The following is a 19,638-nucleotide window of genomic DNA, read 5'->3' as shown; positions in this document are numbered from 1 at the left end:
TCCTCTACAGCAGCGCCAGTTCCGCCGGGTCGGCACTCGGGAAGATCCGGCGCAGGCTCGCCTGATCGAGGCCGTAAAGGCGCCGGAACAGCCCGCCGAGGAGCGCTCGGTAGTCGGTGAGTACCGGATAGTCCCGGTTCTGGAACAGGTGCGCCTCGTCGGCCCGCACCTGCGGCCCCGCGATGCGGCCGCCGCGGACGCCGCCGCCGAGGATCCAGTAGACGCTGCCGTGGCCGTGATCCGTCCCGCGGTTGCCGTTCTCCCGGAACGTGCGGCCGAACTCGGACAGGACCACCACCACGGTGTCGGACCAGCCCGAGCCGATCTCCTCGACGAAGCCGGCAAGGCCGCGCCCGAGCTCGCCCAGCCGGTCGGCGAGGTAGCCGGTGCCGGCGCCCTGGTTCACGTGGGTGTCCCAGCCGCCGACATCCACGAAGCCGAGATTGAACGTGTCGCGCATCAGCCGGCCGATCCGCCGCGCCGACAGCTCGAAGCCCTTCGGCGAGACCGCGCCGCGATCCGCCTGCGCCGCGTGGTCGGAGATCGACTGGTAGACCGCGTCGCGGACCCGGAACCCCTCGGTCACCGCGGTGGCCAGCTTGGTGTCGCTGTACATGGCGGCGATGAGGCGTGCCTGCCGGTCGTCGATGCCGGGCTTGCCGACGCCGTTGATGGCGATGTTCGGCACCGTGTCGCCACCCCGGAAGATCAGGGGCATCTGGTCGGTGAAGGCGATCGGCCGGACGCGGGTCAGCTCGGCGGCGAGGCGTGCCATGAAGCCGGAATTGTAGTCGCGCGCGGCGCCGATCGTCTGGCCCATCTCGATCGTGTCCTGGGTCTCGAAATGGCTGCGGGTCAGATCGTCGGTGCCGGCGAAGGGCACGAAGGCCGCCTGACCTTTGGCGTAGAGCGGCAGGATCGTCTCGCGGAGCGCGGGGTGCAGGCTCCAGTCGGCGTCGAGCGACAGCCCCGCCTTCGGGTCGGATGCATCAGGCCTGGCAATCGCGAGGTTCGGTCGAGAGCGGTAGTAAAAGTCGCTGCCGGTGGGGATCACCACGTTGGCGGCGTCGTAGGCACCGCGCAGGAACACCACGAGCAGGCGGGCATCGGCCTTCGGGGCCGCCCAGACGCGCCCGGCCACGGTGGACAGGCCGAACGCCGCCGAGGCGCGGATCAGATCGCGACGGTTCATCGCATGAACTCCGGCGAGGCGAGGTAGAGGGTGTTCCAGTCCTGGGGCGACATCGCCTGGGCGAGGGCCGCCCGCGTCGACGCGGAGAGCGTGCCCGACAGGGTCGAGAAGAAGAGCCCGTTGGCCAGAACGGGAAAGGCCGGCTGGTCGGTCTGGTCGGGGCCCGGTGGTCTGAACAGGCCGGCCGGGCCGGATCCGATCTGCCGCGCGATCTCGAACCGCGTCGCGAGCTGACCCGGGCCGCTCCAGGCCGCGGCGTCGAGGGGATAGCCGTCCGGCGTCGAGCGGTTGAACAGGCCCTCGCCGAGCCGGTTCAGCCAGCCGAGCACCGGACCGGCGTTGAGGATCACGCGCGTGTCGTAGGCCATGCGCAGGGCCGAGAAGACGTAGCGGACCGGATCCTTGAAGGTGCCGCGCTCGGCCGCGAAGGCCGGCTCGTGCGCCAGCGCCTCCATCACGGCGGCGATATCGCCGTCCGTGCGGGTGAAGACGGCGGCGAGCCGGGCAACCAGCGCGTCGTCCGGCGCCTGCCCGAGGAAATAGGTGGCGAGCGCTCGGGACACGTTCGCCGCGGTGGCGGGATGGCGGGCGATCAGGTCCAGAGCCTGCTCGACCTCCGCCCAGCCGCGGCCCGCGACGTGCGCGCCCAGGAAGTCCTTGTCGCCGTAATCGTGCCGGTTCGGGTTGAACACGAACAGGCCGTCGCGGCGGAAGTCGGCGGCGTGCTCGGGCCGGAGCTTCGGATCTTCCGTCTTCAGGTCGATGCCGACCCCGGTGAGGATCCGCGCCAATGCCTCCACGTCGGCCTGGCTGTAGCCGGAGCCGACACCCATCGTGTGCAACTCCATGATCTCGCGGGCGTAGTTCTCGTTGATTCGGCCGGCGGCGTTGTCGGCGTTGTCGAGGTAGCGCAGCATCGCCGGATGGCGCAGGCTCGCCATCAGCAGATCGCGGAAGCGCCCGAGCGCGTGGGGGCGGATCGCCGTGTCGAGATAGTCGCCCACCGCCGCCCGCAGGGTCGCCTTGCCCTGGTGCACGTTGAACCGGTTGAACCAGAACCACGTCAGCCGTTCGCGCACTTGGTCCGGGCTATAGAGGGCGCGCAGCACCCAGGAGGACGCGGCGTTCCGCGCCGCCGTATTGAGTGCCGCCTGAAAGGCCTGCTGCCCGGCCTTCCTGGCCTCGGGATCCTGGATGTCCCTGAACGCCTTCGCCTGCCCGTCGAGCGCCTGGGCCCGCTCGAACAGGCTGCCCGGCGGGGTCAGCGCGTCGATGGCGGCCTGCGCGTCGGGGGGCAGCCGCGTTTCGGCGGGGGGATGGAGCTGCGCGTGCAGCCAGCGCACCCGTCCCTCGGCTTCCAACTGCGTGAAGGCCGAGGGTGTGGCGCCCCAGGTCAGGGCATCGAGGAAGGCGGCATCTGCGGCCGCGGTCGGGGCCGGCACGCCGCCCGCCATGGGGCCGGGCCCCGCCGCGGACACCAACAAGGCGGCGATGAGAAGTGAGCGTCTTGCGGCGCGCGACATGGCAGCCTCGCGGAGCGTGGATCGGCGTACCGAGCCTGTTGCCGGACCCCTGTACGGTCCCTGAAGGGACGCCGCGATGAGCGCCGTGTCTTTGCCAATATCGGGGCGTGCCGCTACACGATCCCGAGACCGCGCCCCGGGCGCGCCATCACGTTCCGCCGACCCAGAGCGTTCGCTCCATGCTGATGCAGACCAAGACCGAGGCGAGGCCGGCCGATCCGGTATCGCGGCGGCGCACCTTCGCGATCATCTCCCACCCGGACGCGGGCAAGACCACGCTCACCGAGAAGCTCCTGCTGTTCGGGGGCGCGATCCAGCTCGCCGGCGAGGTCAAGGCCAAGCGCAACCGGGTCTCGACCCGCTCCGACTGGATGGGAATCGAGAAAGAGCGCGGGATCTCGGTGGTCACCTCGGTGATGACCTTCGAGTATGGCGATTGCGTCTTCAACCTGCTCGACACGCCGGGCCACGAGGACTTCTCGGAGGACACCTACCGGACGCTGACCGCGGTCGATTCGGCCGTCATGGTGATCGACGCCGCGAAAGGCATCGAGGCGCGCACGCGCAAGCTGTTCGAGGTCTGCCGTCTGCGCGACATCCCGATCGTCACCTTCGTCAACAAGCTCGACCGCGAGGCCCGCGACCCGTTCGAACTCCTCGACGAGATCGAGAAGACGCTGGCGCTCGACGTCGCCCCGGTCACGTGGCCGATCGGCACGGGCCGCAACTTCTCCGGGACCTACGAGCTCGGCGGCAAGCGCGTCCGCCGTCTCGACGCCGCCGAGGATGCCGGGATGGTGGCGGTTTCGGGCCCCGACGATCCGCTCTTCGACGAGCTCCTCACCGAGGACGGGGCCGCGGATGCGTGGCGCGAGGAGGTGGAACTCGCCGAGGGCGGCCTGAAGCCCTTCGACCTCGATGCGTTCCGCGAGGGCCACCTGACGCCGGTCTTCTTCGGTTCGGCGCTGCGCAATTTCGGCGTGCGCGACCTGATCGACGGCCTCGCCCAGGTTGCGCCCCCGCCCCGGGGCCAGGACGCCGACAAGCGACTCGTGGAGCCCACCGAGCCGCGCATGACCGGCTTCGTGTTCAAGATCCAGGCGAATATGGACCCGAACCACCGGGATCGCATCGCCTTCATGCGGGTCTGCTCGGGCAAGCTCAACCGGGGCATGAAGGCCCGGCTGGTGCGCACCGGCAAGCCGATCTCGCTCTCGGCGCCGCAATTCTTCTTCGCCCAGGATCGCGCCATCGCCGATGAGGCTTATGCGGGCGACGTGGTCGGCATTCCAAATCACGGGACGCTCCGGATCGGCGACACCCTCACGGAGGGAGAGGATCTGCTGTTCCGCGGCGTGCCGAGCTTCGCCCCGGAGATCCTGCGCCGGATCAAGCTCACCGACGCCATGAAGGCCAAGAAGCTGCGCGAGGCGCTCCAGCAGATGGGCGAGGAGGGCGTGGTCCAGGTGTTCGTGCCGCAGGACGGCAGCCAGGCGATCGTCGGCGTGGTCGGCGCGCTCCAGCTGGACGTGCTCAAGGAACGGCTCCAGGCCGAGTACGGCCTGCCGGTGGATTACGAGACCTCGCGGTTCTCGGTCTGCCGCTGGGTGTCCTCAGACTCCGATGTGGAGCTCGACAAGTTCATCGACTCGCACGGCTCGGCCATGGCCAAGGATCTCGACGGCGCGCCGGTCTTCATGGCGACGACGGCCTTCTCGCTGCGCTACGAGGAGGAGCGTTACCCGGCCGTGCGCTTCACCGACGTGAAGGATTATCAGAAGCGGGCGGGGTGAGGCCGTTTGGGACAGCCCATCCAATCCTTCACCTCATCCTGAGGTGCCCGCGTCAGCGGGCCTCGAAGGAGCCCTCCAGCCAGGCGCGCGATCCCTGGAGGGCCCCTTCGAGGCCTGCGCTGCGCTCCGGCACCTCAGGATGAGTGGAGGGTCGGAAACAACGAATCGCGGCGTTTTCCTCAGAACTTCCCGAGCATCGGAAACTCCACGCTCAGGCTCGACTCGGCGGCCATCGGCGCCTCGCGCTTGCGCGGCTTGCGGTTGAGCACCTGCTTCAGCTTGGTCTTCAGAACCGCCATGTCGAACGGCTTGAGGATGAAGGCGTCCGCCCCCGCCTGATGGGCGAGGTTGATGTCCTCGAAGTCGAAGGACGACTCGGTCAGCATGAAGGGCGTGTTCATCAGCACGTCGTCGGCGCGGATTTCACGGAGCAGGCTGAGGCCGTCCATCGGCTCCATGTCGAGATCCGAGATCACCAGGGCGTAGCGGCGTTGCCGCAGCCGCTCCAGCGCCTCGGTGGCGCTCGTCACGCCCTCGACGTCCGGAAACCCGATGCGGGTCATCAGCATGACGATCAGGCGGAGGAGCTTCTCCTGGTCGTCGACGATGAGGATCGGATTCGAATCGCTCTCGGACATCGCTCGGCTCAGACGAAGAGGTGGTCGATGCCCTGGCGGGACATCGTGTCGGACTGGAGGGCGAGGCACAGGGCGTGGATCGACGAGGCCTTCGGCGTCCCACGCTGGAGCATCGGCAGCAGGTTTGCCTTGGCGAACAGCGTGTCGTTGCCGGCGGTCCGCTGGGCGCTCTTGAACGAGTGGACGAACTCCCGCTTGTTGATCTCGCGCCACTCGCTGATCTGAACGTCCCGGTGGCGGCTGTCGGCGCTGACCCGGTCGAAGGTCTCATGGACCGACGAGCGCTCGCCCTCGATCACCTGGCAGGCGAAGTTGCCCTCGATCACCAGGAAGCTCGTGATCACCGCGAACTCGTTCTTCTTCTGCGCGATCCGGCCGATCTCGCCGATCTGCTCGGACCGCTTGGCCGCGTCCGACGACAGGTTGAGGCGCGAGAAGTAGATGATGTGGACGAGGCTCGTCCGTTTCGCCCGCATGATCCCGAGACCCGAAACCCGTCCACCGATTTCCGGCCGGACGCGCCGCGCCCGATCCTAGTCCGCGCCCAAGTCTCGCGCGTCCCGGATAACACCCCGTAAACAGCGTCAGGCGGCGCGGGACGGGGCGGCTCCGGATCGAGCCGCCCCGCCCGGCAGGATCTGCCGGGTCGGCACGCGGGACCGGTCAAGGCTGCCGGGTCGCGGACCGATGAAACCTGATTCCTCAGATGTTTAGCCGTGGCACGGCGGTTGCCACCGCTGGAGCCTGCGGGCCCTCTCGGCACGCATGGGGATTGCGTACCATGGATCTCTTCACCGCTCTCCAGACCTCGGTCTCCGGACTTCAGGCGCAGTCCTACGCCATCAGCAACATCTCCGGGAACATCGCGAACTCGCAGACGACCGGCTACAAGCGGGTCGACACCAGCTTCGTCGACATGATGTCCGAGACCACGCCCAAGCGCGAGGTCGCCGGCTCGGTGCTGGCCCAGTCGCAACTGACCAATACGATCGCCGGCAACGTCGTCGCGTCGAGCGTGCCGACCAACATGTCGATCAGCGGGACGGGTTTCTTCACGGTGGTGCAGAAGACCGGTGACGCGAATGGGGCGGCGACTTTCAGCGGCACCAACGCCTACACGCGCCGGGGCGACTTCGCCCCGACGGCGGAGGGCTACCTGATGAACGGAGCGGGCGGTTACCTGACCGGCAACAACCTCGACCCGCTCACCGGCCAGGTCACCAGTTCGGGGCCGATCGTCATCGGCAACCCGACGCTCCCCGCCCAGCCGACCACCACGATCACGTACTCTGCCAACCTTCCGGCGACGCCGACCACGAGCGCATCGACAACGCCGCCGAACAGCATCGCCGGGCCTTCGATCACGGCTTACACGGCGAGCGGAGCGCCAGTGGCGATCAACACGCGCTGGACGCAGGTTTCGACCAGCGCGACCGGTGCGACCTGGAAGCTGTCCTACGACAGCGGCACGACGGGCAACCCGACCTGGACGGACGTGCCGACGCAGTTCACGTTCGATGCGACCGGCAAGCTCACGGCCCCGGCGGCGACCGGCACGCCGCCCTCCACCACCGTGGATCTCAGCGGCGATACGTTCTCCGGCTACACCTTCACGAACCTGAAGTTGGACATCTCCGGCGGCCTGACCCAGTACGCCGATTCGAGCGGTGCGGTGACCACCAGCGCGCTGAGCCAGGACGGCGCCACGTCGGGCACGCTGACGAGCGTCGCGGTGGGTACGGACGGCAAGATCAACGGCACGTTCTCGAACGGAGCCGTGAAGGCGCTGGCCACGGTGGGGATCGCGCAGTTCGCCAACCCGGACGGACTGAAGGCGGATTCGAAAGGCAACTACCTGCAGACGGCCGACTCGGGTCCCCCACTGGCCGGCCTGGACGGAAGCACGATCACGGGTGCGAGCAACGAGCAGTCGAATACCGACATTGCCACCGAGTTCTCTAAGATGATCGTAACGCAGCAGGCCTACTCTGCGAACACGCGCGTCATGTCGACGGCCCAGACGATGATGTCGGACCTCCTGAACGTGATCCGCTGAGTGAGGCTGCGTACCCGGACGCGGAGGTCGTGAGATGTCGCTGAACGCGCTTTCCACCGCGACCGCGGGGCTTGCCGCCACGCAGGCGGCCATCAACATCGTCTCGCAGAACGTCGCCAATGCCGGCACGGCGGGCTACGTCAAGCGGACGATCACACCTGTCGCCGTCGGACCCAACAATTCGGGCGTCGCCACCGGTACGATCACCCGCAGCTTCGACGCGGCGGCCCTGAGACAACTCCGACTGGAGACATCGGGGGCCGCCTATACCAGCACGAAGGCGGGGATCATCGGCCAGCTCGACGCCCTGTATGGCACCCCCGGAACGTCGACGTCGCTCGACGGCACGCTGAACACCTTCACCGAATCCCTCCAGGAACTCGCCGCCAACCCGACTTCGGCAGCGGCGCGCACGACGGTCCTGGGCAATGCCTCGGCGCTGGCGAGCCAGATCAACAGCGCCGCCAGCACGGTGCAGAACCTGCGCACCGGCATCGAGTCGCAGCTCGGGGCCGACACGAGCGCGGCGAGCGCGCTGCTCTCCAGCATCGCGAGCCTCAACGGCAAGATCCAGAACACCTCCGACGACAGCTCCCTGGCCGACTTCCAGGACCAGCGCGATCAGGCGATCAACAGCCTGTCGAGCTACATGGACGTGAAGACGGTCACGCAGAGCGACGGGACGGTCTCGGTCATGACCCAGTCGGGTGCGACGCTGGTCGACCGCACCAACGCGGCGACGCTCTCCTTCGACGGCCGCGGTACCCTCAACGCCAGCTCGACCTACTCCACCGATCCGACCCAGCGCACGGTCGGCACCGTCACCGCAACGCTGGCGGGGGGCGGCAAGGTCGACCTCGGCGAGCCGGGCGTGCTGCGCTCCGGGAGCCTCGCGGCCGCGTTCGAGCTGCGCGACCAGACCCTGCCGCAGGCCCAGCGCCAGCTCGACGACCTGGCGGCGGGCCTGGCCACGGCCTTGACCAACACGAGGACGACCGGCTCCCTCAGCGGCGGCGCCACCACGATCAGCGTCGGGAGCATGCAGCCCGGCAACACGCTCACCTTCCCGGTCACCGACAATTCCGGGACGGTGCGCAACGTGACCCTGGTGGCGTCGGCGACGTCGAGCGGCACGATCGTCCCCGCCGGGCAGACCAGCGACGCCAACGGCCTGACGCTGACCTTCAACGCGAGCGGCGGACCCGGCAGCTACGTGAGCGCGATCCAGGCGGCCTTCACCGCCTTCGGCGCCAATCCGGCTTCCGCCAGCTACAACCTTCCGACCCTCGGCGTCAGCGGCACCGCCACCGGCTCGAGCGCGACCCTGACCCTCACGGCGGGCGGCAACGTCGCCGCCGCGGCCACCGCCAGCGTCTCGGCGGTCACCGCCTCCGACCTGAACACCGGGAATCCCTCCCTCACCCTGTTCGTCGACGGCAACAGCAACACCCTCTTCACGGGATCCTTCGATACCGGATCTCAGCTCACCGGCTTCGCCCAGCGCATCAGCGTCAACAGCAACGTCGCGGCCAACCCGTCCGCGCTGACGACAACGAGCGCGACGGACACGAGCACGTCCGGCGCGCGGGCGCAGAAGCTGTTCGCCGCGCTGACCTCGACGCAGCAGACCTTCTCGTCGTCGAGCGGCATCGGCGGCGTCTCGGCGCCCTACAGCAACACGGTGATCGGCTTCGCGCAGGACATCATCGCCGCGCAGGGGGCCGCCGCGGCCAGCGCCGCGTCCCTCGACGACACTCAGCAGACCGCCCTGTCCACCGCGCAGAGCCGGTTCGCCGCGGGGGCCGGCGTCAGCGTCGACCAGGAGATGTCGAACCTGATCGCCCTGCAGAACGCCTACGGCGCCAACGCCCGGGTGCTGAGTGCGGCCCGCGATATGCTCAACCAGCTGCTGCAGATCTGATCATGACCACGATCACGCCCTTCGCGGCCGGCTCCTACCTGACGAACCGGACCGCCTCGCAGCTCTCGACGCTGAAGAACCAGCTCAACGACCTGTCGAACCAGATCTCGAGCGGCCTGGTCTCGCAGACCTACGGCGGCCTCGGATCCGGCCGGTCCACGGCGCTCGGGGCGCAGGCGACCCTGAGCGCGCTCACCGGCTACGCGTCGGCCATCACCGCTGGCCAGACCCGGACGAACCTCGCCGTCACCAGCCTGACCCAGGTCGTGACCTTGGCCACAAGCGCCAGCGCGACGCTGAACAACGGCCTCCAGAGCGTGGCGGCGAGTTCCGTCGCCGGCCGGTCGACCGCGCTCGGCAACCTGCAGTCGGCGTTCGACGCCCTCAACCAGTCGGCGGCCGGCAATTACCTGTTCGGCGGCAGCGACACCACGACCCAGCCGGTGGCCGACACGGACGCGATCCTGAACGGGGTCACGAACAGCGACGGCTCGCAGAAGGCGGGCCTGACGCAGATGATCGCCGAGCAGGTCGGCGCGGATCAGGGACCCGGCAAGAACGGCTGGCTGTCCGTGGCCCAGTCGAGCACGCCGCCGACGCAGGTCTCGATCACCGAGCCGAGCGACGACAACGTCCGCGCGAATTTCGGCTTCTCCCTCGCCGGCAAGCCGACCTCGACCACATCGGCGATCCAGGCGACCTACACGGCCGGCACGGCGACTTCCGCGGGCTCCCTGCAACTGAACGTCGCCGCGCAGCCCGCCGTCGGGGACAGCATCACCGTCACGCTGAAGATGCACGACGGCACCTCCACGACGATGACGCTCACGGCCGTCGCCGCCGGTACGACGCCGGCCAATTCCGCCACGACCTTCGCGCTCGGCGCCAACGGCGACACCACGGCCACGGCCGCCAACCTCAGCGCGGCGCTCACCGGCGCCGTCGGGGCGGCCGCCACCGGACCGCTGACGGCAACCTCGGCCGCGACGGCCGCGTCGCACTTCTTCACGGGCTCGGTGAAGGGCGGCCCGAACGGGACCGGCGTGATGCCCCAGCGCGTCCTGTTCGATACCAGCACCGGCACTCCGGGCACCCCGATCGGCTACCGGTCTGCGACACCCCAGGACACCGTGCTCTGGTACCAGGGCGAGAACACCTACACGTCGGGGGGGACGCAGACGCCCGCGCTCGACACGCAATCGGTCCAGGTCAGCGCGACATCCAGCATCGGTACCGGTGCCCGCGCCATCGATCCCGCGGTCCAGAACGTGCTCGCCGGCCTCGCCACGATGGCCTTCGGTCTGCCCACATCCAGCAGCACGAGCCCCAACGCCACATACCAGGCGGTGATCGATGCGGCCGGCCCGCTCCTCGCCTCCGCCAACGGCAGCACGGGCGTTCAGGACACGGTCACCCAGCTCTCCCTGGCCTCGGCGCGCCTGACGAATGCCGGCACGACCAACAAGGCCATTCAGAACACCGTGCAGAACACCCTCGACGGTATCGAGCAGGCGCCCACCGAGGAGGTCGTGGCCAAGCTGCTCGACGTTCAGAATCGACTCCAGGCGAGCTACCAAGTCACCGCCACGCTCTCCAAGCTGTCGCTGGTCAACTACATCAGCTGACGCCGGATCGGGGACTGCCGGCGCGGCGGCGAACTTCATGGCCGCGCGTTTGTAGTGAACCGGATCTTAATCGGACGCCGCGAACATAGTCTTGCCGCTTTCCCGCAGTGAACCGCGGTCCGCGGGCGCGCCGTCGCGCCGTGGTTCATCCGAGGAGAGGTCCGCATGTCGCTGTCCGAACCCGTGGAACTCGTCCGCCGCCTCGGAGCCACCCCGCGGATCGGCGCGATCGTCATGGCCGAGCAGGCGGTGGACTCCTACTGCGCCGGCTACGCGCATCCCGACGACCGTGCCATCGCCCTCGACGTTCTGTTGCGCGACTTGGCGCGGCTGCGCATGCAGGTGCCGAGTCTCGACGCGTTCATCGGCGAGGTCGAGAGCTATATCGACCTGCTGCACCGGGACCTCGCGCGCCGGGCCGCCTGAGATGCCGCTATCGGCTGCGGCGCTCGCCGGCGCGGTGCTGTTTCTCGCGACCCCGGTCCTGGCTCTCGATCTGCGGACGATGCCGGTGACGCCCGGGCCTGTGCCATGTCCCACCAAGGGACCGGGCTTCGTCCGCATGCCAGGCTTGGACGGGTGCATCCGAATCTCCGGCCGCGTCGCCGCCGGGATGGACGCGCGTGCCGGCCACGGCGTCGCGGCGGCGCCGACCGTTGCCGGCCGCGTCGCCATCGACAGCCGCGCCGACACGGATCTCGGTGAGGTGCGGACCTACGTGCGCATCGGTAGCGGTCGCCGCTGAGGCGGCTTCATGTCCGCGTCGTCACGCGCTCCTGCGCCGTACCGCCATTCTCGTCGGCAAACGCGCTTCGGGCCGGCCTCGATGGAAGGGCACAGATCCGGACGACGCCGCCCGCCCCGAGACAGCTGCGACGCAGAGGGGTGGGGGGCCTCGGCCCTCCCGGCATGAGCGGAGCGGACGATCCCGTCGCAACCCGATCACGAATGCCGCTAGAGGCTCCGCGACAGCACCAGCGGACCGCTGCGCACGCCGCGGCCGTAGGGGGAGGGAGCCGGGGTTTGCCGGCCGTAGCCCGCCGGCATCTGCGCCCGGGCAATCTCGTCGGCCAAAGACTTGATCAGCCCTTCCGAGACCGCGCGGGCGCTGTCCAGGACCGTCTGGTTCGCCTCGACCGCCGCCGTGAAGCGGCGGTGCGCCGCCCGAAGGGTCTCCACCCCCTCCGGATGGAAGCGCTTCAACGCCACCGCATTCGCCTTGGCGACTTCCAGGCCCTGCATGTAGGCGGCGGCCAGCGCCGCCTTGGGCTCGGCCGCCGCGACGCCCTCCCGCAGCCGGCCGGCGCGGACATGGGCGGCCTCGTCGGCGAGCACCGCCTCCAGGGCGGCCATGTTGCCGAGCACGCCCGCGACGAGCGCCTCCGCGGTCACGCGGTCCGCCACGCGCAACGGTTCAGCCCTTTGCACCGGTCGCTCCATCGATCGGGGTCCCCTGCATCTTCATGATCTCACGGAACACCGAGTCGGCGATGCCGACGCCTCCGCTCTTCACGATCTGTCCCGCATATTCCTTGGTCAGCATCGAGCGGTAGACACCGCCGCCCATCCCGTTCTCGCCGAGCGGGCCCTCGGTGCCCTCCGACTGGGTCAACCGTTCGAGGCTCGACTCCAGGAACATCGACTCGAATTCAGTCGCCGTCTTGCGCGCCTTGGTCTCGGCGTCGGCCCTGGTGCCGATGCCGGCGGCGCCCGCGTTGGCGACGTTGGCCGCGATGGTGGCGAGTTGCAGCATGGTCCGTCCCTCCGCGTCCCCGCGTTCACATCAGCTCGATGTCGGCCTGGAGTGCGCCCGCCGTCTTGATCGCCTGCAGGATCGAGATCAGGTCGCGCGGGCCGACGCCCAGGGCGTTGAGTCCGTCCACCAGCTCGCGCAGGCTCACGCCCTCCTTGACCAGGGCCAGCTTGTTGCCGTCGCCGGTATCGACCTTCAGGCCGGTGCGGGGCACCACCACGGTGCGGCCGTTCGACAGCGGCGCCGGCTGGCTCACCTGCGGTTGCTCGGTGATGGTGACGGTGAGGTTGCCCTGCGCGATCGCCACCGTGGAGACCCGCACGTCCCGGCCCATAACGATGATGCCGGAGCGCTCGTCGACCACTACGCGGGCGGTCTGGTCCGGCTCGACCTTCAGCTGCTCCACCTCGGTGATCAGGCGGATCATATTGCCGTTGTAGCGGGCCGGAATCTGAATCGTGACGGTGGCCGGGTCGGTGGGCTCGGCGGTGTCGGCGCCCATGAAGTCGTTGATCGCCGCGGCGATCCGCTTCGAGGTGGTGAAGTCTGGGTTGCGCAGGGACAGGCGCAGCGAGCGCGCGTCGTTCAGCTTGAAGGCGATCTCGCGCTCGATGTTGGCGCCGTTGGAGATCCGGCCGTTGGTCGGCACGCCGCGGGTGATCTTGGCGGCGTCGCCTTCCGCCGAGAAGCCCGCGATGGCCACCGAACCCTGCGCGAGGGCGTAGACCTCGCCGTCGGCGCCGAGCAGCGGCGTCACCAGCAGCGTGCCCCCCTGGAGCGACTTGGCATCGCCCAGCGACGAGACCGTCACGTCCATCCGGGTGCCCTGGGCGGCGAAGGGGGGCAGGTTGGCCGTGACCATCACGGCGGCGAGGTTCTGCGTGCGCATGGTGGCGCCGCGCGTGTTGACCCCGAGCCGCTCCAGCATCGCCTGAAGCGACTGCTTGGTGAACGGGATGTTGTTCAGCGTGTCGCCGGTGCCGTTGAGGCCGACCACGATGCCGTAGCCCACGAGCTGGTTCTGGCGCACGCCCTCGATGGAGGCGAGATCCTTCACCCGCGACAGGGCGCAGGCCGGGCCGGACAGCGCAACGAGCAGCAGCGCGCCGGCGAGGGCGCCGAGCAGGGACTGGAGGACGGGAAACGCGGGACTCGGGCGCATGCCGGGGTTTCGAGCGTGAATGGACCTGCCGTGCTCCTGCCAGGGCCGTGCCAGCCGGGCCCGTTGTACAAGGTCCTCATGGGGCTGAGTTTTCTGCGATCGGCCCACGGGGCTGCGACCGGGGGAGCTGGCACCGAAGCTGCCGACCCGGCAGCTTCTGCCGCCCCGTTTACCGCCGCTTAACCGTACGGGCGGAATTTCCGGTTCTGCGCGACGGCGCTTGGAGCAACGCGAACGGGATCATGCGCGTCGAGACTCGCCAGCCGATTCAGAACGCGGGTGGCGTCGCGACCACGCGGCGGACCGAGGGCGGCGCCAGCTTCAGCCTCGGTGCAGCTCCGGCTTCCGCTTCGGGCGCCGGTGCCCCCGCGGCCGCCGCGACGCTCGCGGGCCTCGACGCTGTCCTGCTGCTGCAGGCCGAGAGTGAGACGCCACAGGAGCGCCGCCGCCGCTCGGCCAAGCGCGGTCAGGATCTCTTGGACGGACTCGATCGGTTGAAGGCCGCGATGCTCGGTGGCCGGGTCGCGACCCACGAACTCCGCACCATCGCGGGCCGGCTGGCGGAGCGGTCCGGCGCTTCGGGGGATCCGCGGCTCGACGGGCTCATGGCCGAGATCGAGCTTCGGGCGGCGGTCGAGCTGGCCAAGCTGGAGATGGCGCGCAAGGCCTGACCGCCCTTCCGCACCCGTCCTTGCGAGGGCAGCGAAGCAATTCAGGAACCGCTCCACGCGCAGACGGCCCGATGCGCGATTGACGGGTCGCCCGCTACACCACCCGCCGCTTCGGCCCGACGGGCAGCATCTGCGGCTCGCCCGGTCCGGTCTCGACGCCGAGATCCGGCACCGCGATGATCGGTGCGCCGCGCAGGTCCTTGCGGCTGACGATGGCCCCGCGCTCCTCCAGATAGGCCAGCATCCGCCGCGCCCGCCCACCCGAGCTGGTGCCGTAGGCCTCGGCCAGCATGGCGTCTGTGGGGCAGGGGGCCCCCTCGATCGCCGCCCGGGCCACCACCAGGAACAGCCCGGCGAGGTCGTCCGGCAGGCCGGCGGCGATCGTTTGCGCCTGCTCCCAGCCCGAATTGTCGGCGACCGCCCCGCCGGCCTCCGCGCGCGCGACCGCGAGCCGACGCTTGAATTCCGGCAGGCCCATCGTGTCGCCGCGCAGGCGCCGGATGCGGCAGCGGACGGTGAAATCCTGATAGAGGGTCGCCGGGGTGCAGGCGGCCGCGTCGGCGTCGGCCAGCACCGAGGCGAGCACTTCGGCGAGCGCCGCCTCGCGGGCCTCCGGATCCATCGGCTCCTCCTCCGCCTCCTCGGCGGAGGCCGGCGGCCGGTAGTTCGCCAACTGCACCAGCACATCGGGCGCCGGTGTCGGGCGCGGCTTCGGACGCGGCGCCAGTGGCGCGACGATCTCCGCAGGGCTCGCCGTGAGGATCAGCGCACGGGCGTCCTCGGTGGTCTCGGGCAGCGGAACCAGCACCGGCGAGGAACTCCGGCTGACGGTCGCGGTCGGCCCGACCGCGATGGTGAGCGGGCGTCGTGTCAGGGCCGGTCCGAGCGCCACGAAATGTCCGCGCGGCAGGTCGCGAAACGTCTCGGCCTGGCGGCGCTCCAGGCCGAGAAGATCGGCGGCGCGGGCCATGTCGATGTCGAGGAAGGTCCGGCCCATCAGGAAGTTCGAGGCCTCGGCCGCGACGTTCTTGGCGAGCTTGGCGAGCCGCTGCGTGGCGATGATGCCGGCGAGCCCGCGCTTGCGCCCGCGGCACATCAGGTTTGTCATGGCGCCGAGCGACAGGCGGCGCGCTTCGTCCGAGACCTCGCCGGCGGCTGCCGGGGCGAAGAGCTGCGCTTCGTCGACCGCCACCAGCATCGGGTACCAATGGTCGCGGTCGGCGTCGAACAGCCCGCCCAGGAAGGCGGCGGCGGCGCGCATCTGCCCGTCGGCGTCGAGGTTCTCCAGGGACAGCACCACCGACACCCGGTGGGTGCGGACCCGGGCGGCGATGCGCTGCAGGGCGACGTCGTCGCCGTCCGCCTCCACCACCACGTGGCCGTAGCGGTCCGCGAGGCTGGCGAAGTCACCCTCGGGGTCGATGATCGCCTGCTGCACGAGGCCGGCGCTCTGCTCCAGCAGCCGCCGCAGCAGGTGCGACTTCCCGGAGCCCGAATTGCCCTGGACCAGGAGGCGCGTGGCCAGCAGTTCGGTGAGGTCGAGGAGCGCGGGGCGCTCGCCGGTCAGGCCGAGATCGATGTCGGAACGCATGGCGCCTCATAGCACGGCCGCGCGTGTCCGGGGGGCCTGCGGCGGCGCTGTCCACGCTTCTGGACAGGTCTGCCGCGCCGCGGCCGCCCTGGACCGCGGGGCCGCCACCCTGTAGGGCGACGCCCCTCCCATGGACATCCGGACCCACCCCACGATGGCGGCCTGCGGCCTCGATTTCGGCACGTCGAATACGACCCTCGGCGTTGCCGGCCCGGACGGGCCGATCCTGCTGCCCCTGGAAGGCGCGCATCGGACGATCCCCAGCGCGATCTTCTTCGAGCTCGGCCGGGAGCCGATGATCGGGCGCGCGGCGACAGCCGCCTATGTCGAGGGGCGGTCGGGCCGGCTGATGCGCGGTCTGAAATCCGTGCTGGGTACGCCTCTGATGGACGAGGCGACCCCGGTCGGCCGACAGCGCCTGCGCCTGCGCGACATCATCGCCCGCTACCTCGCGGCCGTGAAGGACCGGGCCGAGGCAGCGCACGGCCACAGCCTCGACAGCGTGGTCCACGGCCGCCCGGTGCACTTCGTCGACGGCGACGCGGAGGCGGACCGCCGCGCCGAGGACACGCTCCGCGCCATCGCCCGCGACGTCGGCTTCCGCGAGGTCTCGTTCCAGTACGAGCCGATCGCCGCGGCCCTCGACTACGAGCGGCAGGTCCGGTCGGAGGAGATCGCGCTGGTTGCCGACATCGGCGGCGGCACGTCGGATTTTTCCATCGTGCGCCTGTCGCCCGAGCGGAGGGGGCAGCCGGACCGGGCCGGCGACATCCTGGCCAACGACGGCGTGCGCATCGGCGGCACCGACTTCGACCGGCAGCTCAGCCTCGGCACGGTGATGCCGCTCCTGGGGCTCGGCAGTCCGATGCGCCGGGGCGACCTCGCCGTCCCGAACGCCTACTATCACGACCTCGCCACGTGGTCGGCGATCAACCGCCTCTACAACCCGAAGACCCTGCGCGAGATCGACGAGGTGATCCGCGACTGCGCCCGGCCGGATCTCGTCGGCCGGCTGCACGCGGCGATCGAGGGCGAGCGCGGCCACGCCCTGGCCGGAGCGGTTGAGGGCGCCAAGATCGCGGCCTCGGAGGCCGGCGCGACGGCGCTGGATCTCGGCTTCGTGGAGCGCGGGCTGGCGGCGCAGGTCGATCGCGCGTCGCTCTCGGACCAGACCGGCGGCCTCGCCCGTGCGGTGGCGGCCCGGATCGACCGCTGCCTCGCCCAGGCGGAACTGGCGCCGGAGCGGATCGACGCCCTGTTCCTCACCGGAGGCTCCACCGGCCTGCCGCACCTGCGCACCGCGCTGACCGCGGCGCTGCCCGCCGCGCGGGTCGTGGAAGGCGACACGTTCGGTTCGGTGGGGCTCGGCCTGACTATCGAGGCGGCCCGGCGCGGGGCGTGACCTCCGTCCTTGCGAGCGCAGCGAAGCAATCCAGATTGGCGCCGCACTCACCGATGTCGCGCTGCCCTCCCTCGCCTCGCTGCGCTCATGCCGGCGAAGAAGTCGGCCATGTCCAGGGATTGACGATCCTCACACCGGTCGGGACGAAATCGGCAGTATTGCGGGTAACCACCGTCATCGCGTGGACGAGTGCGGTCGCCGCGAGCAGGGCATCCCGCTCGGGCCGTGGGTCCGGGACGTGCAGGCCTGCGCAACGCAGGGCGACCGCCGTGTCGATCGGCAAAATCCGTCCGGCGAATACGGGTAGAACCTGCCCGTCCAGCCAGGCGCGCAGACGGGCGCCCTGCGCCGCGTCGCGCCGCTCTACCAGCCGGATGCCGAGCTCCAGTTCCATCACGGTGATGGCCGATAGGTAGAAGCGGCCCGCATCCTCAGCGGACAGCCAACGCGTCACGTTGGCGTCCGCCCGACCGTCGCCAGACTTACGCAGCTCAGACACGACGTTCGTGTCAAGCAGGAAGCTCACGAGAGGTTCGCGGGCTTTGGAAAGCTGTCCACCCTTGGAACCTCGAGAGGAATCTCGGAGAGACCGGGCGCCGACAGGGCCTCGACCAAGTTGCACCGCTGGTTCGCGAGCTGGCGGTACGCCTCGATGCTCAGGAGGACCTGAACCGGCTCCCCGCGGCGCGTGATGAAGACCGGCCCTGCCTCGGCCGCCTTCTGGGCGTGACTGGCGTTCTGCTGGAACGCACGGCTCGACAGGGTCGTCACTGTCATCACCAGCTCTCCCGACGGTGGTGAAGTAGGTACATTAGAACAAACCGGTTCGGACTGACAGCGCCGATTGACGACCCGCCCACGATCCCCGACAAGGCGGTCCCTCCCGCTCGGAGACAATGGCGGCCCGTCCGGGCTCCTCCGCGCCGCCTCGCCCGATGCTGTTCAACTCGTTCGTCTTCCTTCTCGCCTTCCTGCCCGCCGCCCTGATCCTGCACGGGCTGGTGGCGCGCGCCGCGCCGGCGTGGCGGCTGCCGCTCCTGGTCGTCCTGTCCTTCGTATTCTACGGCTGGTGGGACGTGCGCTTCGTGCCGCTGCTCGCCGGCTCGATCCTGGTGAACTGGGCGGTGGCGAAGGCCTATCGCCGCCGGCCCGGCCGCTGGCTGATCCCGGCCGCCATCGCCGCCAACCTCTCGCTTCTCGGGGTGTTCAAGTACCTCGACTTCTTCGCCGACCTCGCCAACCTGATCCCAGGGCTGGGCGCACCGCGGCTCGGGTTGGCGCTCCCGCTCGGCATCTCGTTCTTCACCTTCCACCACATCATGTACCTGGCGGATCTGCGGGCCGGCCGGGCGCCGAGCTTCGGGCTCGTCAAATACGCCCTCTACATCGCCTTCTTCCCTCAGGTTCTCGCCGGCCCGCTCGTGCGCTGGAGCGAGATCATGCACCAGTTCGACGAGCAGCCCTACGCGCGGCCCGACGCCGCCGAGCGCTTCGCCCGCGGGCTGATGCTGCTCACGGTGGGCTTGGCCAAGAAGGTCTTCCTCGGCGATCCGCTCGCGGACTACGTGAACCCGGTCTTTCAGGCGGCCGCCGCCGGCAAGGCCGTCACGGTGGTCGAGGCGTGGCAGGCCACGCTGGGCTTCACCTTCCAGATCTATTTCGACTTCTCCGGCTACACCGACATGGCGCTCGGCATCGCGATGCTGTTCGGCCTCGTGCTGCCGCAGAACTTCGATGTGCCCTACCGCGCCACGTCCCTGCGTGACTTCTGGCGACGCTGGCACATGACGCTCTCGCGCTTCCTGCGCGACTATCTCTACATCCCCATGGGCGGGAGCCGGCGCGGGTTGCCGCGGCAGGTCGGGGCGCTGGCCGCCACCATGACGCTGGGCGGTCTCTGGCACGGGGCCGGCCTGACCTTCCTGGCCTGGGGGGCGCTTCACGGACTCGGCCTCGGTGCGGGCGTGCTGGCGCGCCGCGCCCGGATCGCGATTCCCGCGCCGCTGGGCTGGGCGCTCACCAGCCTGTTCGTCGTGCTGACCTGGGTGCTGTTCCGGGCCACCAGCTTCGAGGCGGCGCTCGTGATGTTCAAGGGCCTGTTCGGCCTCGCGCCCAAGGGCTCGGGCTTCAAGTGGCGTACCATCGCGGTCGCCGCCCTCGTCGCCACGGTCGGACCCACCGCCTGGACGGCGGTGCACCGCCTGCCGCCGCGGCGGCTGCTCGCCTTCGGCTTCGCGCTCCTGTTCGTCCTCGTCCTGCTGAAGATCGGCGACGATGCGAACTACGAGTTCATCTATTTCCAGTTCTGAGG

At 69.9% G+C, this 19,638-nt stretch carries 19 protein-coding genes; 9 read left to right on the top strand and 10 right to left on the bottom strand.

The window, feature by feature from the left end:
• Positions 1-4 precede the first annotated feature (4 nt).
• A complete protein-coding gene (locus tag ACLBX9_RS30605; RefSeq protein WP_447721556.1) occupies positions 5-1,192 on the bottom strand; it encodes a DUF1501 domain-containing protein in 1,188 nt (395 codons plus the stop codon).
• Entirely contained in the window at positions 1,189-2,715 is a 1,527-nt protein-coding gene (locus tag ACLBX9_RS30600; RefSeq protein WP_447721555.1) for a DUF1800 domain-containing protein, read from the bottom strand. The genes ACLBX9_RS30605 and ACLBX9_RS30600 overlap by 4 nt, the downstream gene beginning before the upstream one ends.
• Positions 2,716-2,894: 179 nt before the next feature.
• On the opposite strand from ACLBX9_RS30600, the gene ACLBX9_RS30595 reads away from it, so the two are divergent.
• Positions 2,895-4,508 carry a peptide chain release factor 3 gene (locus tag ACLBX9_RS30595; protein WP_010683803.1) on the top strand — a complete coding sequence of 538 codons (1,614 nt, stop codon included), beginning with the start codon at positions 2,895-2,897 and terminating at the stop codon, positions 4,506-4,508.
• Positions 4,509-4,687: 179 nt separating this feature from the next.
• On the opposite strand, the gene ACLBX9_RS30590 is transcribed toward ACLBX9_RS30595, so the two are convergent.
• Both ACLBX9_RS30590 and ACLBX9_RS30585 read right to left on the bottom strand, forming a co-directional pair.
• Complete coding sequence (locus ACLBX9_RS30590) at positions 4,688-5,146, bottom strand: response regulator (protein WP_010683804.1); 459 nt, start codon at positions 5,144-5,146, stop codon at positions 4,688-4,690.
• Between the two features lie 8 nt (positions 5,147-5,154).
• The gene (locus ACLBX9_RS30585) at positions 5,155-5,622 is read right to left on the bottom strand and encodes a BLUF domain-containing protein (RefSeq protein ID WP_010683805.1); all 468 of its coding nucleotides are present in this window, start codon (positions 5,620-5,622) and stop codon (positions 5,155-5,157) included.
• A gap of 305 nt (positions 5,623-5,927) precedes the next feature.
• On the opposite strand from ACLBX9_RS30585, the gene ACLBX9_RS30580 reads away from it, so the two are divergent.
• From ACLBX9_RS30580 to ACLBX9_RS30560, 5 genes are all read left to right on the top strand, one after another.
• Positions 5,928-7,202, top strand: a complete 1,275-nt coding sequence (locus tag ACLBX9_RS30580; protein WP_010683806.1) for a flagellar hook protein FlgE — start codon at positions 5,928-5,930, stop codon at positions 7,200-7,202.
• A gap of 34 nt (positions 7,203-7,236) precedes the next feature.
• Positions 7,237-9,123 carry a flagellar hook-associated protein FlgK gene (gene flgK, locus ACLBX9_RS30575; protein WP_447721554.1) on the top strand — a complete coding sequence of 629 codons (1,887 nt, stop codon included), beginning with the start codon at positions 7,237-7,239 and terminating at the stop codon, positions 9,121-9,123.
• Positions 9,124-9,125: 2 nt separating this feature from the next.
• Complete coding sequence (locus ACLBX9_RS30570; protein WP_447721553.1) at positions 9,126-10,748, top strand: flagellin; 1,623 nt, start codon at positions 9,126-9,128, stop codon at positions 10,746-10,748.
• A gap of 165 nt (positions 10,749-10,913) precedes the next feature.
• Entirely contained in the window at positions 10,914-11,174 is a 261-nt protein-coding gene (locus ACLBX9_RS30565) for a hypothetical protein (protein ID WP_447721552.1), read from the top strand.
• Between the two features lies 1 nt (position 11,175).
• Complete coding sequence (locus tag ACLBX9_RS30560) at positions 11,176-11,493, top strand: hypothetical protein (protein ID WP_447721551.1); 318 nt, start codon at positions 11,176-11,178, stop codon at positions 11,491-11,493.
• Between the two features lie 209 nt (positions 11,494-11,702).
• On the opposite strand, the gene ACLBX9_RS30555 is transcribed toward ACLBX9_RS30560, so the two are convergent.
• Genes ACLBX9_RS30555 through ACLBX9_RS30545 form a run of 3 tightly spaced genes read right to left on the bottom strand, consistent with a single transcriptional unit; the run spans position 11,703 to position 13,663 of the window.
• The gene (locus ACLBX9_RS30555; RefSeq protein WP_010683810.1) at positions 11,703-12,188 is read right to left on the bottom strand and encodes a hypothetical protein; all 486 of its coding nucleotides are present in this window, start codon (positions 12,186-12,188) and stop codon (positions 11,703-11,705) included.
• The gene (locus tag ACLBX9_RS30550; RefSeq protein WP_010683811.1) at positions 12,163-12,501 is read right to left on the bottom strand and encodes a rod-binding protein; all 339 of its coding nucleotides are present in this window, start codon (positions 12,499-12,501) and stop codon (positions 12,163-12,165) included. The genes ACLBX9_RS30555 and ACLBX9_RS30550 overlap by 26 nt, the downstream gene beginning before the upstream one ends.
• A 25-nt stretch (positions 12,502-12,526) precedes the next feature.
• The gene (locus ACLBX9_RS30545) at positions 12,527-13,663 is read right to left on the bottom strand and encodes a flagellar basal body P-ring protein FlgI (protein ID WP_010683812.1); all 1,137 of its coding nucleotides are present in this window, start codon (positions 13,661-13,663) and stop codon (positions 12,527-12,529) included.
• Between the two features lie 242 nt (positions 13,664-13,905).
• Here ACLBX9_RS30545 and ACLBX9_RS30540 point away from each other — a divergent pair, with 242 nt between their 5' ends.
• The gene (locus tag ACLBX9_RS30540) at positions 13,906-14,334 is read left to right on the top strand and encodes a flagellar assembly protein FliX (protein ID WP_447721550.1); all 429 of its coding nucleotides are present in this window, start codon (positions 13,906-13,908) and stop codon (positions 14,332-14,334) included.
• A gap of 94 nt (positions 14,335-14,428) precedes the next feature.
• On the opposite strand, the gene ACLBX9_RS30535 is transcribed toward ACLBX9_RS30540, so the two are convergent.
• Positions 14,429-15,925, bottom strand: a complete 1,497-nt coding sequence (locus tag ACLBX9_RS30535) for a helicase HerA domain-containing protein (protein ID WP_447721549.1) — start codon at positions 15,923-15,925, stop codon at positions 14,429-14,431.
• Between the two features lie 154 nt (positions 15,926-16,079).
• Here ACLBX9_RS30535 and ACLBX9_RS30530 point away from each other — a divergent pair, with 154 nt between their 5' ends.
• On the top strand, positions 16,080-17,327 hold the full coding sequence (locus ACLBX9_RS30530; RefSeq protein WP_447721590.1) for an Hsp70 family protein: 1,248 nt from the start codon (positions 16,080-16,082) through the stop codon (positions 17,325-17,327).
• An 85-nt stretch (positions 17,328-17,412) separates the two neighbouring features.
• On the opposite strand, the gene ACLBX9_RS30525 is transcribed toward ACLBX9_RS30530, so the two are convergent.
• Together ACLBX9_RS30525 and ACLBX9_RS30520 are read right to left on the bottom strand one after the other, a co-directional pair.
• Positions 17,413-17,853 (bottom strand): type II toxin-antitoxin system VapC family toxin, encoded by a 441-nt coding sequence (locus tag ACLBX9_RS30525; protein ID WP_010683816.1) that lies wholly within the window; start codon positions 17,851-17,853, stop codon positions 17,413-17,415.
• On the bottom strand, positions 17,850-18,104 hold the full coding sequence (locus tag ACLBX9_RS30520) for a type II toxin-antitoxin system Phd/YefM family antitoxin (RefSeq protein ID WP_447721548.1): 255 nt from the start codon (positions 18,102-18,104) through the stop codon (positions 17,850-17,852). Before ACLBX9_RS30520 ends, ACLBX9_RS30525 begins: the two co-directional genes overlap by 4 nt.
• 158 nt (positions 18,105-18,262) lie before the next feature.
• Between ACLBX9_RS30520 and ACLBX9_RS30515 the strand changes: the two genes are divergently transcribed.
• Positions 18,263-19,636, top strand: a complete 1,374-nt coding sequence (locus ACLBX9_RS30515) for an MBOAT family O-acyltransferase (protein WP_447721589.1) — start codon at positions 18,263-18,265, stop codon at positions 19,634-19,636.
• Positions 19,637-19,638: the final 2 nt, after the last annotated feature.

The organism is Methylobacterium sp. A49B, assembly GCF_053346215.1.
The sequence above is the reverse complement of the archived record's forward strand: the minus strand, read 5'-3'. Positions and strand labels throughout refer to the sequence as shown.